Origin of the sequence: Erwinia sp. BNK-24-b (assembly GCF_047456155.1) — a bacterium.
Taxonomy (GTDB): domain Bacteria; phylum Pseudomonadota; class Gammaproteobacteria; order Enterobacterales; family Enterobacteriaceae; genus Erwinia; species Erwinia phyllosphaerae.
Window position 1 is genome coordinate 3,739,370 of the sequence record NZ_CP179901.1, and the last position, 15,043, is coordinate 3,754,412.

The window sequence follows — 15,043 nt, forward strand, 5'->3', positions numbered from 1 at the left end:
GCTGCCTGTACGGCAGTGAACTATTTTTTAAATCGATGTGAAACGATGCAAACTTTCTAAGCTGCCTGTACGACAGTGAACTTTAACAGCCCGGCACTGGATTCATAATCAATTTTCTAAGCTGCCTGTACGGCAGTGAACTGATAGTTTCACCTTTTTTACTCTTGGATTCATTTCTAAGCTGCCTGTACGGCAGTGAACAACCGTAAGCGGGATATCTTCAGGCGTTTTCTTTTCTAAGCTGCCTGTACGGCAGTGAACATTGATTCTTTATTGAACTCTTTACTGGCCGTTTTCTAAGCTGCCTGTACGGCAGTGAACCGTTGTGCCACCGATTACAGGGCTGTGATGAATTTCTAAGCTGCATGTACGGCAGTGAACGAGCTGTCGGCAGGAGAACCAGATTTGGCTGATTTCTAAGCTGCCTGTACGGCAGTGAACTAGTTCCACTGCTCACGATGGCGAACGTAAGATTTCTAAGCTGCCTGTACGGCAGTGAACCTTATCTGACATGCAAATTCAGCAGCGCACAGTTTCTAAGCTGCCTGTACGGCAGTGAACTGTTTATTTCAATTCCGAAAGGAGACCCGGACTTTCTAAGCTGCCTGTACGGCAGTGAACCGGTTCGCTGGCGAGGATGCGCTGCGCTGACTTTTCTAAGCTGCCTGTACGGCAGTGAACTTTATTCATATATATCACTCGATAATGACGTTTCTAAGCTGCCTGTACGGCAGTGAACTATTCAGGCTTCTGCGCCATCATTGCCAGATATTTCTAAGCTGCCTGTACGGCAGTGAACATTTCATTATCCATAATCGGGCGGATGATTTTTTTCTAAGCTGCCTGTACGGCAGTGAACGTTATAGCGCTGCTACTTGAGGACGCCAGGCGTTTCTAAGCTGCCTGTACGGCAGTGAACTTGAGCTTGAGTAACCCCTGCGTCTTTGCAATTTCTAAGCTGCCTGTACGGCAGTGAACACTGCACTCGAAAAATTGATGCTGTCCGGGCATTTCTAAGCTACCTGTACGGCAGTGAACTGGTCTTATTCGCAGGGCCAGCACGCACTGATTTTCTAAGCTACCTGTACGGCAGTGAACGCGTACAGCTCACCAGTGGTTATATGGTTGATTTTCTAAGCTACCTGTACGGCAGTGAACCCGAAGAGGTATGGGCGAAATGGAGTGCAAGCTTTCTAAGCTACCTGTACGGCAGTGAACGCAAGGAGCCGTCGCTGACGTTCAAGCGTGAGTTTCTAAGCTACCTGTACGGCAGTGAACTCAGCTTCATGCCCGTGCCAGCCTTTCAGCCATTTCTAAGCTACCTGTACGGCAGTGAACAGTTGACGACATAGCATAAGCAACTTATTACTGAAGAATTTTGACCCAAACCCGGTAAAAACCCTCTTTTTTAGCCACCAACTAAATACAAGTAAAAACAATAAATTAAGACGGCCCTGAAAAAAAGGGTTTCGCCAGGCAGAGACCTTACCGCCCCAATAAAAAACGGCCCCCGCAGGAGCCGTTTTTAAGCGTGGTTAACGCTTACTTCTTCTTCGCTTTCGGGTTTGGCAGATCGGTGATGCTGCCTTCGAAGATTTCTGCCGCCAGGCCCACGGATTCGTGCAGCGTTGGGTGAGCATGGATGGTCAGCGCGATATCTTCGGCGTCGCAACCCATTTCAATAGCCAGGCCAATTTCGCCCAGCAGCTCGCCGCCGTTGGTGCCGACAACCGCGCCGCCGATAACGCGATGCGTCTCTTTATCGAAAATCAGCTTGGTCATACCGTCCGCGCAGTCGGAAGCGATAGCACGGCCGGAAGCCGCCCACGGGAAGGTGGCCGTCTCGTAGCTGATGCCCTTCTCTTTCGCTTCTTTCTCGGTCAGACCAACCCAGGCAACTTCTGGCTCGGTATAGGCGATAGATGGAATCACTTTCGGGTCGAAGTAGTGCTTCTTACCGGAAATCACTTCTGCCGCCACGTGGCCTTCATGCACGCCTTTATGCGCCAGCATTGGCTGACCAACGATGTCGCCGATAGCGTAGATATGCGGCACGTTAGTGCGCATCTGCTTGTCGACGCGAATAAAGCCGCGATCGTCGACTTCCACGCCCGCTTTGCCCGCATCCAGGCCTTTGCCGTTCGGTACGCGGCCGATAGCAACCAGCACCGCGTCGTAGCGCTGCGGTTCAGCTGGCGCTTTTTTGCCTTCCATCGTCACGTAGATGCCGTCTTCTTTGGCTTCTACCGCCGTGACTTTGGTTTCCAGCATCAGGTTGAACTGCTTGGAAATACGTTTAGTGAAGACTTTCACCACGTCTTTATCGGCAGCCGGAATAACCTGGTCAAACATCTCCACCACGTCAATCTGAGAACCCAGCGCGTGGTAAACGGTGCCCATTTCCAGGCCGATAATCCCGCCGCCCATCACCAGCATGCGCTCTGGCACTTCTTTCAGTTCCAGCGCAGAGGTAGAATCCCACACGCGCGGATCGTCATGTGGAATAAACGGCAGTTGAATAGGACGAGAACCGGCAGCGATGATCGCATTGTCGAAGTTGATGGTGGTGCCGCCGTTTTCGCCGTCAACGAACATGGTGTTCGCGCCGGTGAATTTCGCTTCGCCAGTAACGACTTTAACCTTACGGGCTTTCGCCATGCCAGCCAGACCGCCGGTCAGCTGATTGATGACTTTCTCTTTCCAGGTACGGATCTTGTTGATATCGGTCTGCGGCTTGCCGAACACCACACCGTGTTCTTCCAGCGCTTTCGCTTCTTCAATCACTTTCGCCACGTGCAGCAGCGCTTTAGAAGGGATACAACCTACGTTCAGGCAAACCCCGCCCAGGGTGCTGTAACGCTCAACAATGACGGTCTCCAGACCTAAATCGGCAGCGCGGAATGCCGCAGAATAACCTGCCGGACCTGCCCCAAGTACCACGACCTGAGTTTTGATTTCTGTACTCATCATGACCTCTTAGTTAACTGGAGGATATCCATCCACCGGTTCGTATTCAGGGCAAGAGTTTACAGAATTGTTAACAGAGTGCAAACAACCTGCCCCAAACGACTGTACTATCTTGTCGACTAAAACAGCAGAGTCGGCTAATTAAGAAGGCCGGCATAAGCCGGCCAGAGTACTGTTACATCACCAGACGGCGAATATCAGACAACATATTGTTGATGATGGTAATAAAGCGGGCACCATCAGCACCGTCAATGACGCGGTGGTCGAAGGAAAGAGAGATTGGCATCATCAGACGCGGCGCAAACTCTTTACCGTTCCAGACCGGCTCCATAGCGGATTTAGAAACGCCCAGGATAGCCACTTCCGGCGCGTTGACGATTGGCGCAAAGTGCGTGGTGCCAAGACCGCCAAGGCTGGAGATAGTAAAGCAGCCGCCCTGCATATCGCTGGCCGTCAGTTTACCATCACGCGCTTTTTTCGACGTTGCCATCAGCTCGCGAGAAAGCTCGGTGATGCCTTTCTTGTTCACATCTTTAAACACCGGAACCACCAGGCCGTTTGGCGTATCTACTGCCACGCCGATGTTGATGTATTTTTTCAGCGTTAGCTTCTGTGCATCTTCAGACAGCGAGCTGTTAAAGCGCGGCATCTGCTCCAGCGCGGCAGCAACTGCCTTCATAATGAACACGACTGGCGTATATTTCACATCCAGCTTGCGCTTTTCGGCTTCGGCGTTCTGCTGTTTGCGGAACGCTTCCAGATCGGTGATATCCGTCTTGTCGAAGTGCGTAACGTGCGGGATCATTACCCAGTTACGGCTCAGGTTCGCGCCAGAGATTTTCTGGATGCGGCCCAGCTCGACTTCTTCGACTTCGCCGAACTTGCTGAAGTCGACTTTCGGCCATGGCAGCATGCCTGGCAGACCGCCGCCGCTTGCCGCAGCAGCCGGTGCCGCTTCGGCGCGTTTGACCGCGTCTTTCACGTAAGACTGCACGTCTTCTTTCAGGATACGGCCTTTACGACCCGTGCCTTTTACCTTCGCCAGGTTTACGCCAAACTCGCGCGCCAGACGACGAATAACCGGCGTGGCATGCACGTAAGCATCGTTCTCGGCGAAGTCGCCTTTCGCTTCCGCTTTTGCCGGAGCCGGAGCAGCCGGAGCCGCTTTGGTTTCCTGCGCTGCCGGTGCCGGAGCAGCTTCCTGCTTAGCGGCTGGCGCTGGTGCCGCGCCTTCTACTTCGAAGACCATAATCAGCGAGCCGGTGCTGACCTTGTCGCCGGTGGCAATTTTAATCTCTTTCACCGTACCGGCAAATGGCGCAGGCACTTCCATAGAGGCCTTGTCGCCTTCTACGGTAATCAGCGACTGCTCGGCAGCCACTTTATCGCCTACTTTCACCATCACTTCGGTCACTTCAACTTCGTCACCGCCGATGTCAGGAACCTGAACTTCTTTCGCGCCGCTGGTTGCCGCTGGTGCCGCCGCCGCTTCTTCTTTCATTGCTGGCTTCGGTGCCTGTGCAGGCGCTGCGCCTTCCGCTTCGAAAATCATAATCAGCGTGCCGGTGCTGACTTTGTCGCCGGTAGCAATTTTGATCTCTTTTACGGTGCCTTTAAACGGCGCTGGTACTTCCATTGAGGCTTTATCGCCTTCAACGGTCAGCAGCGACTGCTCGGCTTCGACTTTATCGCCCACCTTGACCAGAATCTCGGTAACTTCCACTTCGTCACCGCCGATATCCGGCACGTTAACTTCTTTGCTTTCGGCCTGGGCGGCAGGTGCTGGTGCCGCTGGCGCTTCCGCTTTTTTCTCTTCTGCCGGCGCGGCAGCCGCACCGTCAGCCGCTTCGAAGATCATAATCAGCGAGCCGGTTTCAACTTTATCGCCGGTAGCGATTTTGATCTCTTTAACCACGCCCGCTTCTGGCGAGGGCACTTCCATAGAAGCCTTGTCGCCTTCTACGGTAATCAGCGACTGCTCGGCTTCCACCTTATCGCCAACCTTGACCAGGATCTCGGTAACTTCCACTTCGTCTGAACCGATGTCCGGTACTTTAATTTCGATAGCCATTAATCTTTACCTCTTATGCCAGACGCGGGTTGACTTTATCGGCATCGATATTGAATTTGGTAATAGCATCCGCCACCACTTTCTTATCGATTTCACCGCGTTTAGCCAGTTCGCCCAGTGCTGCAACCACGACGTAAGATGCGTCCACTTCGAAGTGGTGACGCAGGTTTTCGCGGCTGTCGGAGCGGCCGAAACCGTCAGTGCCCAGTACGCGATAGTCGCTGGCTGGCATGAAGGTACGGATCTGCTCGGCGAACAGTTTCATATAGTCGGTTGAAGCTACTGCCGGTGCTTCGTTCATGATCTGCGCAACGTAAGGCACACGTGGCTCTTCAGTAGGGTGCAGCATGTTCCAGCGCTCACAGTCCTGACCATCGCGGGCCAGCTCGGTGAAGGAGGTTACGCTGTAAACGTCGGAACCTACGCCGTAATCCTTCGCCAGGATCTGCGCGGCTTCACGCACGTGACGCAGGATAGAACCCGAGCCCAGCAGCTGTACTTTACCTTTGCTGCCTTCCAGAGTTTCCAGCTTGTAGATACCTTTACGGATACCCTCTTCCGCACCCTGCGGCATTGCAGGCATGTGGTAGTTTTCGTTCAGCGTGGTGATGTAGTAGTAAATATTTTCCTGCGCTTCGCCATACATACGTACCAGGCCGTCATGCATGATGACAGCAACTTCGTAAGCGTAAGCAGGATCGTAAGAGATACAGTTAGGAATAGTCAGCGACTGAATGTGGCTGTGGCCATCTTCATGCTGCAAACCTTCGCCGTTCAGCGTGGTACGACCGGAAGTGCCGCCGACCAGGAAGCCGCGCGCCTGCTGATCGCCCGCCGCCCAGCAGAGATCGCCGATACGCTGGAAGCCGAACATAGAGTAATAGATATAGAACGGGATCATCGGCAGGTTGTTGGTGCTGTAAGACGTTGCCGCCGCCAGCCATGATGCGCCCGCACCCAGTTCGTTGATACCTTCCTGCAGGATCTGGCCTTTCTCGTCTTCTTTGTAGTAGGCAACCTGCTCACGGTCCTGCGGCGTGTACTGCTGGCCGTTCGGGCTGTAAATGCCGATCTGGCGGAACAGGCCTTCCATACCAAAGGTACGCGCTTCGTCAGCGATGATTGGCACCAGGCGATCTTTGATCGACTGGTTCTTCAGCATCACGTTCAGGGCACGCACGAAGGCGATAGTGGTAGAGATCTCTTTGTTCTGCTCGTCCAGCAGCTGGCGGAAATCTTCCAGCGCAGGCATGGATAGCTTCTCGCTGAAGTTTGGCTGGCGAGTTGGCAGATAGCCGCCCAGCTTCTGGCGCTGGCCGTGCAGATATTTGTACTCTTCAGACTCTTTGCTGAAGGTCACGTACGGCAGGTTTTCGATGGTGTCATCAGTGACCGGCACGTTGAAGCGATCGCGGATGTAGCGAACGCCATCCATGTTCATCTTCTTCACCTGGTGCGCGATGTTTTTACCTTCCGCCGTGTCGCCCATACCATAACCTTTAATGGTATGCGCCAGGATGACCACAGGTTTGCCTTTGGTGTCCTGCGCTTTTTTCAGCGCCGCGTAGATTTTCTTCGGATCGTGGCCGCCACGGTTCAGCGCCCAGATTTCGTCGTCGGTCATATCTTTGACCAGCTCGGCGGTTTCCGGATATTTGCCGAAGAAGTGCTCGCGCACGTAGGCACCGTCGCGGGATTTAAAGGTCTGGTAGTCGCCGTCAACGGTTTCGTTCATCAGCTGGATCAGCTTGCCGCTGGTATCTTTACGCAGCAGCTCGTCCCAGCGTCCGCCCCAAATCACCTTGATCACTTCCCAGCCAGCGCCGCCAAAGATGCCGTCCAGCTCGTTGATGATTTTGCCGTTGCCGGTAACCGGGCCGTCCAGGCGCTGCAGGTTACAGTTGATGATGAACACCAGGTTATCCAGCTTCTCGCGGGTCGCAATAGTGATAGCGCCTTTGGATTCTGGCTCATCCATTTCGCCGTCGCCCAGGAAGGCGTAAACGGTCTGCTGTGAAGTATCTTTCAGGCCGCGATGCTCAAGATACTTGAGGAATTTCGCCTGGTAGATCGCGCCGATTGGGCCAAGGCCCATCGAAACGGTCGGGAACTGCCAGAAGTCCGGCATCAGTTTTGGATGCGGATAAGAAGAAAGACCTTTACCGTGAACTTCCTGACGGAAGTTATTCATCTGATCTTCAGTCAGACGGCCTTCCAGGAAGGCACGAGCGTACACGCCCGGCGAAATATGGCCCTGGAAATAAACCAGGTCGCCGCCGTCTTTTTCGCTGCGCGCGCGGAAGAAGTGGTTAAAACACACTTCATAGATGGTTGCGGAAGACTGGAAAGAGGACATGTGGCCGCCCAGCTCCAGATCTTTCTTCGAAGCGCGCAGAACGGTCATGATGGCGTTCCAGCGGATCGCGGAACGAATACGACGCTCCAGTGAGGTATTGCCCGGATAATCAGGTTCGTCTTCAACGGCAATAGAGTTGATATAGTTGCTGGCCCCAGCGCCCGCAGCTACCTTCACGCCACCTTTGCGTGCCTCGCTCAATACCTGGTCGATCAGGAACTGCGCGCGCTCTACACCTTCTTCACGGATGACCGATTCGATCGCCTGTAGCCAGTCGCGAGTTTCGATCGGATCCACGTCATTGTGTAAACGTTCTGACATGGGGGGTATTCCTTATCTGTGTCTAATACGTTGAATTGTCTGGAGCCTGTCTCTCTGTGCTCTGATTCTGTCCAGAACACAGAGAGACAGGCCCGTCGTGGTTGTCGCGTTATGATTACGCGTTATTCCTTACGTTGCTGTAAGCGTCGAAGGGAGCGCTCTCGGCGGCTCTGCTCACGACTTCTGTCCAGCAATATTTCCTCAATAAACGCCAGATGGCGGTGTGAGGCTTCGCGCGCCTTTTCGGGTTCGCGTGCCACAATTGCCTCGAAAATTCTGGCGCGGTGACCGCTCACTTTTGCCAGCATTTCGCGGCGCGAGTAGAGCAATTCAAAATTCTGTCGGACGTTTTGCTGCAGCATGGGCCCCATCGAGCGTAGCAGATGCAGCAGAACCACATTATGCGCGGCTTCCGTTACGGCAATCTGATACTGCATAACGGCGTTGGCTTCAGCATCGAGATCGCCGCTGGCCTGCGCGGTTTGAATCTGCAGATGGCACTGGCGCAGCCTGTCTATGTCTTCGTTGGTTCCCCGCAGCGCGGCGTAATAGGCCGCAATCCCTTCCAGCGCATGGCGCGTTTCCAGCAGGTCGAACTGGGATTCAGGATGACCGGCCAGCAGTTCTACCAGCGGATCGCTCAGGCTTTGCCACAGGCTGGTTTGCACAAAGGTGCCGCCGCCCTGACGACGTAGCAGCAGGCCTTTCGCTTCCAGACGCTGGATAGCTTCACGCAAAGAGGGACGGGAGACATCGAACTGTTTTGCCAGCTCGCGTTCAGGGAGTAGCTTTTCACCGGGACGCAGCGTCCCTTCCATAATCAGGGATTCAAGCTGCTGCTCGATAGCATCGGATAGCTTCGGTTGGCGGATTTTGCTGTAGGCCATCATCCCTTCTTCGTGCCGTTTGCCCGAGTAAATTGGTCATACCAATTGCCAAAAGGAGCCCGTAAAGTAACAAAGTATTCACCTGATGTCTATATGGCACCGCCGTGAAACCAGACGCACGTCTCGTTTCTGCAGAAGGGATTAGCGCCAATAATTGCCTGAAAAAGGGCTGGATCTAAATGTTAAATTTTTTAACTTTTCTGAATCGCGACAACTGTTTAATTCACGTCGATTTCGCCATCCATAAGTAAAACCTTTTCGTCTTTTGCCAGCGTTTATGACAAAAACATGAAGATTGTCGGAGCGCCTTTTTTTGTGCGATCTTTCACCCTTCACGAGAAAGCGAGTGCATTGGCGAGCGCTTATCACTATTCTTGTCGCGAAGGTAGCATTTGCCCTTTTTTGGTTGGCAACTGACTGTAAATATTTAAATACGTAATCGTAAAAAAAATAAGACAGCGGCTCGTCCTTCGTAAAAATAACAACATCATGAGGATGATTATGGAACAACAGCAGGGCGAAACGCTGAAGCGCGGGCTTAAAAACCGGCATATTCAGCTGATTGCATTAGGCGGTGCCGTGGGTACTGGCCTGTTTCTGGGAATAGCACAAACGATTAAAATGGCCGGGCCGTCAGTACTGCTGGGCTACGCCATTGGCGGTTTTATCGCCTTTATGATTATGCGTCAGCTGGGTGAGATGATCGTTGATGAGCCCGTCGCCGGTTCTTTCAGCCATTTTGCCTATAAATACTGGAGCAGCTTTGCCGGTTTTGCTTCCGGCTGGAACTACTGGGTGCTGTATGTGCTGGTAGCGATGGCCGAGCTAACCGCCGTTGGCCAGTATATTCAGGTCTGGTATCCCCAGTTTCCATCGTGGGCCGCAGCCGCCATTTTCTTTGTGCTGATCAACACCATCAACCTGACCAGCGTAAAAATCTTTGGGGAAATGGAGTTCTGGTTAGCCATTGTCAAAGTGATAGCCGTTGTAGCGATGATTGTGTTTGGCTGCTGGCTGCTGTTTAGCGGTCACGGCGGACCGGAGGCGGCGGTAAGCAATATCTGGGCGATTGGCGGCTTCTTCCCGCATGGCGTCAGCGGACTGGTCATGGCGATGGCGATTATCATGTTCTCTTTCGGCGGCCTGGAGCTGGTGGGCATCACCGCTGCCGAGGCGGACAAACCGGAAAAAAGCATCCCTCAGGCTACTAACCAGGTTATCTGGCGTATTCTGATTTTTTACGTCGGCTCCATTATCGTGCTGCTGTCGCTCTATCCCTGGACCAAAGTGACCGCCAACAGCAGCCCGTTTGTGATGATTTTCCACGACCTGGGCGAAAGCCTGGCGGCTAACGTGCTGAATCTGGTGTTCCTGACCGCCGCGCTCTCCGTGTACAACAGCTGCGTGTATTCAAACAGCCGCATGCTGTACGGCCTGGCCCGTCAGGGAAATGGCCCGAAAGCGTTGCTGAAAGTCGATCGTCGCGGTGTGCCTTACGTCGCGCTGGGCTTCTCTGCCACCACCACCGCAATCTGTGTACTGGTCAACTACCTGATGCCGGGCGAAGCGCTTGGGCTGTTTATGGCGCTGGTGGTTTCCGCGCTGGTGATTAACTGGGCGATGATCAGCTACGCTCACCTGAAGTTCCGTCAGGCCAAAAACCGCCAGGGCGTGCAGACCCGCTTCAAGGCGCTGTTCTATCCTGCCGGTAACTGGGTATGCCTGCTGTTCATGGTTGGTATTCTGGTGATCATGGCGATGACGCCAGGCATGGCGATTTCCGTCTGGCTGATCCCGCCATGGGTAGCCGTTCTGGCCATCGGCTATGCGGTAAAAAACCGTCTGCAAAAAGCCTGAATCCTGGGGACGCTTCGGCGTCCCCTTTCCCCTGCCTTTTAACTCGCCGCATTACTCTCCAGCCCGCCTTATCTTTTTTCGCCATCCGGCTGATTTGCCAGCTTACTCACACTTTTCTCTTCACAGCCGTTTTATCCATCTCTGCAACCTTTTCCGCCAGCGCGATACGCCGCTAAGCCAGTGATACTGTTTACTTCATCTGGTGCAGGAGAATGATCCATGAAGGTCGCGGCGCTTTCGATAAAAGAGAAAATTGGCTACGGCATGGGGGACGCAGGCTGCAATATGATCGGCGGCGCTATCATGCTTTTCCTTAACTATTTTTATACCGACGTCTTTGGCCTTGCTCCGGCGCTGGTTGGCGTGCTGCTGCTTTCGGTGCGCGTGGTGGATGCGGTTACCGATCCCATTATGGGTGCCATTGCCGACCGTACGCAGAGCCGCTGGGGGCGGTTTCGTCCATGGCTGCTGTGGATCTCATTGCCTTACGTGCTGTTCAGCGTGCTGATGTTTACCACGCCAGACTGGAGCTACGACAACAAGGTTATCTATGCCTTTGCCACCTATTTCCTGATGTCGCTGACCTATACCGCCATCAATATTCCTTATTGCTCGCTTGGCGGGGTGATCACCAACGATCCCGGCGAACGCGTTTCCTGCCAGTCTTACCGTTTTGTGATGGTCGGCATCGCCACGCTGATCTTATCCCTTTCGCTGCTGCCGCTGGCGGAGTGGTTTGGCGGTGCGGACAAGGCGCGCGGCTATCAGATGGCTATGAGCGTGCTGGCGTTTATTGGCCTCTGTATGTTTCTGTTTTGCTTCGCCACCGTGCGAGAGCGCATTCACCCTGCCGTATCGAGCAACAGCGATTTAAAATCTGATTTGCGAGACGTATGGAAAAACGATCAGTGGGTGCGCATTTTGCTCCTCACCTTCTGCAACGTCTGTCCCGGCTTTATCCGCATGGCGGCTACCATGTATTACGTGACCTGGGTGATGGGGCAATCTACCCATTTTGCCACGCTATTTATCAGCCTGGGCGTGGTAGGTATGATGCTGGGCAGCACGCTGGCAAAAATCCTGACCGACCGCTGGTGCAAGCTGAAGGTCTTTTTCTGGACCAATATTATCCTGGCGCTGTTTTCCAGCGGCTTTTACTTTCTGAACCCTCATGCCACGGTACTGATTGTGGTGATGTACTTTTTGTTAAACATCCTGCATCAGATTCCTTCCCCGCTGCACTGGTCGCTGATGGCGGATGTGGATGACTACGGCGAGTGGAAAACCGGTAAACGCATTACCGGGATCAGCTTCTCCGGTAACCTGTTTTTTCTGAAGGTCGGGCTGGCGGTGGCCGGGGCAATGGTCGGCTTTTTGCTCTCCTTTTATGGCTACGACGCGGGTGCAAAAGCTCAGTCGCCGGTAGCGGTTAACGGTATTACCTTACTGTTTACCGTCATTCCGGGCGTCGGTTATCTGATTACCGCGGGCGTGGTCAGGCTGCTAAAAGTTGACCGCCCTACCATGCAGAAAATTCAGCTGGAGCTGGAACAGCGTCGCCATAATTTCCGCGAGCTTAACGACTATCATCACGGCAAAGCGCCGGTTAAACCAGAAGGAACAGGAGCATGAGCCAGTGGCCCATTCCGCTTATCGAACAACGCGCTGACCCCTTTATCCTGCGTTATCGGCAGCATTATTACTTTATTGCCTCCGTGCCGGAATACGATCGGCTGGAATTACGTCAGGCCACCACGCTGGCCGGGCTGGCTGAAGCCCGAGCCGTTATCGTCTGGCAAAAGCACGACAGCGGGGAGATGAGCGAGCTTATCTGGGCGCCCGAACTGCACCGTATTGATGGCGTCTGGGTCATCTATTTTGCCGCTGCGCCAACAAGAGAGATCAAAGACGGCCTGTTTCAGCACCGCATGTTTGCTATCGCCTGCCATGATGAGGATCCGCTTAGCGGCAAATGGCAGGAGTGCGGTCGTATCACCACGCCGATTGACAGTTTTGCGCTGGACGCTACCCATTTTGTGCATCAGCAAAAGAACTGGTATTTGTGGGCGCAAAAAGATCCGGCCATTCCGGGTAATTCAAACCTTTATCTTGCCGAACTGGAGACGCCGTGGTCGCTGAAAGGCGCGCCGGTAATGCTAAGCCGTCCGGAATATGCATGGGAATGCGTGGGGTTCTCGGTGAATGAAGGGCCGGCGGCTATCCATCACGGCAATCGTTTATTCGTCAGCTATTCGGCCAGCGCGACGGATGAAAACTATTGCATGGGACTGTTATGGATTGACAGCGATGCCGATCCGCTACGGCCAGAAAACTGGCAGAAATCGCCGGAACCGGTATTTAAAACCAGCCGGAAAAATCGTCAGTTTGGGCCGGGCCACAACAGCTTTACGGTGGCGGAAAACGGTGGGGACGTGCTGGTTTATCACGCAAGGAACTACACCGAGATTGAAGGCGATCCGCTGTACGACCCCAATCGCCACACCTGCATTAAAATTTTTGGCTGGGATGATAATGGCATGCCGCTGTTTGGCGAACCGCCCAAAAACAGCGCTACGGAAAAAGACTAACGCTGGATGAATTGATAGCCATCAAAGAAATGTTAAAGCGAAGCGGAAACCGCTCACTATAAATTGAGATTTATCCTGTCCGGGATTATAAGACTTTAACCTCATTTACGTTTTAATAAGGAGATTAACGATGAGAGAATTAACCTATCAGGAAGTTGTTGCCGTCAACGGCGCGGGCATCATTGCCGATACCACCACCTGGCTGGGCGCTCAGGCCGGTGATTTTATCGGCAACGCCATTGGCAGTCTGACCACTGTCCCCATCCTTTCCACCCTTATCTCTAAAGCAACCGGCTTCATTGGGAAGCAAATTGGCGGCTGGATCGGGGGAAGCATAGGTAATCTGTTGGAAGGCTTGTTGGGCATGGGAGACGACAGCACTACTGCCTGATCCACGATATTGTTAACAACCTGAAAAGATCCGGCCCGTTGACCGGATCTTTTTACGCCAGTACTAAACAAGCGTGCCATAAATGGTTAACAGCGCCACCACTACCACGATCACCAGCGAAACTTTTTTAGCCAGCGCCACGGCAACACGCGGCGTCTCGACCTTGTCGGTATGCGGATCGCGCGCCAGCGAGAACTGAGCAAGGCGGGTCAGCACCTGATATTGCGGCGTGTGCCTGTCGCCCAGTGAGGCAAACCAGGCGGGCAGCGCCCGCTCGCCGTGGCCCAGCAGCGCGTAGGCTACACCAGCGAGCCGTACCGGGATCCAGTCTACGCAATGCAGAATGGCATCCACCGCAGACTGCGAACGCTCCAGCGGAGTATGATGCCGCGCCAGCCAGCTTTGCCAGGCGCGCAGAAAAGCGTACCCCACTAACAGCACTGGCCCCCATGCGCCGCCTACTACAAACCAGAACAGCGGTGCCAGATAAAACCGGTAGTTAATCCACAGCAGCGCATTTTGCAGCTCACACAGATATTCGCGTTCGTTGCACTCTATCGGCAAGCCATGGATCAGCGTTAGCTCTTCCGCCATTGCCTTATGCGCATCCGTATCGTTGTGGCTGGCGGCTTTCAAATAGGCATGGTAGTGCAGCCGTACAGAACCCGCGCCGATACAAAGTAAGCCGACACCAATCCAGAACAGCAGCTGTAAAACGCCAAAAAAGAGCCCCTTAAGCGCCCACAGGCAAAGCGTGACCACCGCCATGGCGGCCAGCGTCATCAGCAGCGTGCGCAGCAATGAAAAACGACGCTGCCCGCGAAAAAACTTGCTCAGATGGCTGTCCAGCTGCCAGTGCTCGCCCATTTTAAACAGGCGTTCCCAGCCCAGAACCAGTAACAAACTAAAAAGCGTCATGCCTGCTTACTCCTGCTGTGAAACGGGAGACTCTTTGTCCAGCCCGCTCCAGAATCTTTTCCAGTCAAACGCCGGACCCGGATCGCTCTTTCTTTCCGGCGCAATATCACTATGCCCGGTAATATTTTCGGCTATTTGCGGAAAATGCTGTATCAACAACCGGGTAACCGTCTGCAAGGCCTGATATTGCTCAGCGGTGTAAGGCAAAACGTCGGTGCCTTCCAGTTCAATACCGATGGAAAAATCGTTGCAGGCCTCGCGTCCCTGATAACGGGATACGCCCGCGTGCCAGGCACGCAGATGAAAAGGAACGTACTGGACAATTTCGCCATCGCGGCGGATCAGGCAATGCGCGGAAACCTGGAGATGGGCGATACCCGCAAAATAAGGATGGGCATCGGCATCCAGCTGGCCGGTGAACAACGCATCGATCCAGGGGCCGCCAAACTCGCCTGGCGGCAGGCTGATATTGTGAATCACCAGCAGCGTGGGCGCTTCATTCTCCGGGCGCTGATTAAAATGGGGTGACGGAACCCGCCTGACGCCGGTCAGCCAACCTGCCTGCAAATGCATGCCCTGCTCTCCTTTTTTGTCGATAATCTCAGAGTAACATGAATCCTTTTCCAGAAAGCCCCCGATTTTTATCAGAAAAAGCGCAGAAAGAATTTTGCATCCGGCTCGTCCGAC

10 protein-coding genes and 1 CRISPR repeat array (1 of these 11 only partly in view) are annotated in these 15,043 nt (G+C 53.8%); of the genes, 4 read left to right on the top strand and 6 right to left on the bottom strand.

Annotated elements, in window-relative coordinates:
• Positions 1-1,338: direct repeats of the CRISPR family, unit length 28 nt; unit sequence TTTCTAAGCTGCCTGTACGGCAGTGAAC (it extends 367 nt beyond the left edge of the window).
• Between the two features lie 204 nt (positions 1,339-1,542).
• The 4 genes from lpdA to pdhR form a co-directional block, all read right to left on the bottom strand.
• Positions 1,543-2,967: a dihydrolipoyl dehydrogenase gene (gene lpdA / locus ACMGGR_RS17170; protein ID WP_246758204.1), complete on the bottom strand. Its 1,425-nt coding sequence runs from the start codon at positions 2,965-2,967 to the stop codon at positions 1,543-1,545.
• 175 nt (positions 2,968-3,142) lie between these two features.
• Complete coding sequence (gene aceF, locus ACMGGR_RS17175) at positions 3,143-5,038, bottom strand: pyruvate dehydrogenase complex dihydrolipoyllysine-residue acetyltransferase (protein ID WP_414147424.1); 1,896 nt, start codon at positions 5,036-5,038, stop codon at positions 3,143-3,145.
• Positions 5,039-5,051: 13 nt separating this feature from the next.
• Positions 5,052-7,715 (bottom strand): pyruvate dehydrogenase (acetyl-transferring), homodimeric type, encoded by a 2,664-nt coding sequence (gene aceE / locus ACMGGR_RS17180; RefSeq protein ID WP_246758201.1) that lies wholly within the window; start codon positions 7,713-7,715, stop codon positions 5,052-5,054.
• Between the two features lie 122 nt (positions 7,716-7,837).
• Entirely contained in the window at positions 7,838-8,602 is a 765-nt protein-coding gene (pdhR, locus tag ACMGGR_RS17185) for a pyruvate dehydrogenase complex transcriptional repressor PdhR (RefSeq protein WP_246758199.1), read from the bottom strand.
• Between the two features lie 501 nt (positions 8,603-9,103).
• Between pdhR and ACMGGR_RS17190 the strand changes: the two genes are divergently transcribed.
• The 4 genes from ACMGGR_RS17190 to ACMGGR_RS17205 all read left to right on the top strand — a co-directional run bounded on the left by ACMGGR_RS17190 (position 9,104) and on the right by ACMGGR_RS17205 (position 13,438).
• Positions 9,104-10,459: an amino acid permease gene (locus ACMGGR_RS17190; RefSeq protein WP_246758197.1), complete on the top strand. Its 1,356-nt coding sequence runs from the start codon at positions 9,104-9,106 to the stop codon at positions 10,457-10,459.
• Between the two features lie 219 nt (positions 10,460-10,678).
• Complete coding sequence (locus tag ACMGGR_RS17195; protein WP_246758196.1) at positions 10,679-12,091, top strand: glycoside-pentoside-hexuronide (GPH):cation symporter; 1,413 nt, start codon at positions 10,679-10,681, stop codon at positions 12,089-12,091.
• Positions 12,088-13,047 (top strand): family 43 glycosylhydrolase, encoded by a 960-nt coding sequence (locus ACMGGR_RS17200; protein ID WP_414147425.1) that lies wholly within the window; start codon positions 12,088-12,090, stop codon positions 13,045-13,047. Before ACMGGR_RS17195 ends, ACMGGR_RS17200 begins: the two co-directional genes overlap by 4 nt.
• Positions 13,048-13,177: 130 nt before the next feature.
• A complete protein-coding gene (locus tag ACMGGR_RS17205) occupies positions 13,178-13,438 on the top strand; it encodes a hypothetical protein (protein ID WP_246758194.1) in 261 nt (86 codons plus the stop codon).
• Positions 13,439-13,501: 63 nt separating this feature from the next.
• Here the strand turns inward: ACMGGR_RS17205 and ampE are convergent, their stop codons facing one another.
• Positions 13,502-14,356 carry a beta-lactamase regulator AmpE gene (gene ampE, locus ACMGGR_RS17210; protein ID WP_246758193.1) on the bottom strand — a complete coding sequence of 285 codons (855 nt, stop codon included), beginning with the start codon at positions 14,354-14,356 and terminating at the stop codon, positions 13,502-13,504.
• 6 nt (positions 14,357-14,362) lie between these two features.
• A complete protein-coding gene (gene ampD / locus ACMGGR_RS17215; protein WP_246758192.1) occupies positions 14,363-14,929 on the bottom strand; it encodes a 1,6-anhydro-N-acetylmuramyl-L-alanine amidase AmpD in 567 nt (188 codons plus the stop codon).
• Between the last annotated feature and the right edge of the window lie 114 nt (positions 14,930-15,043).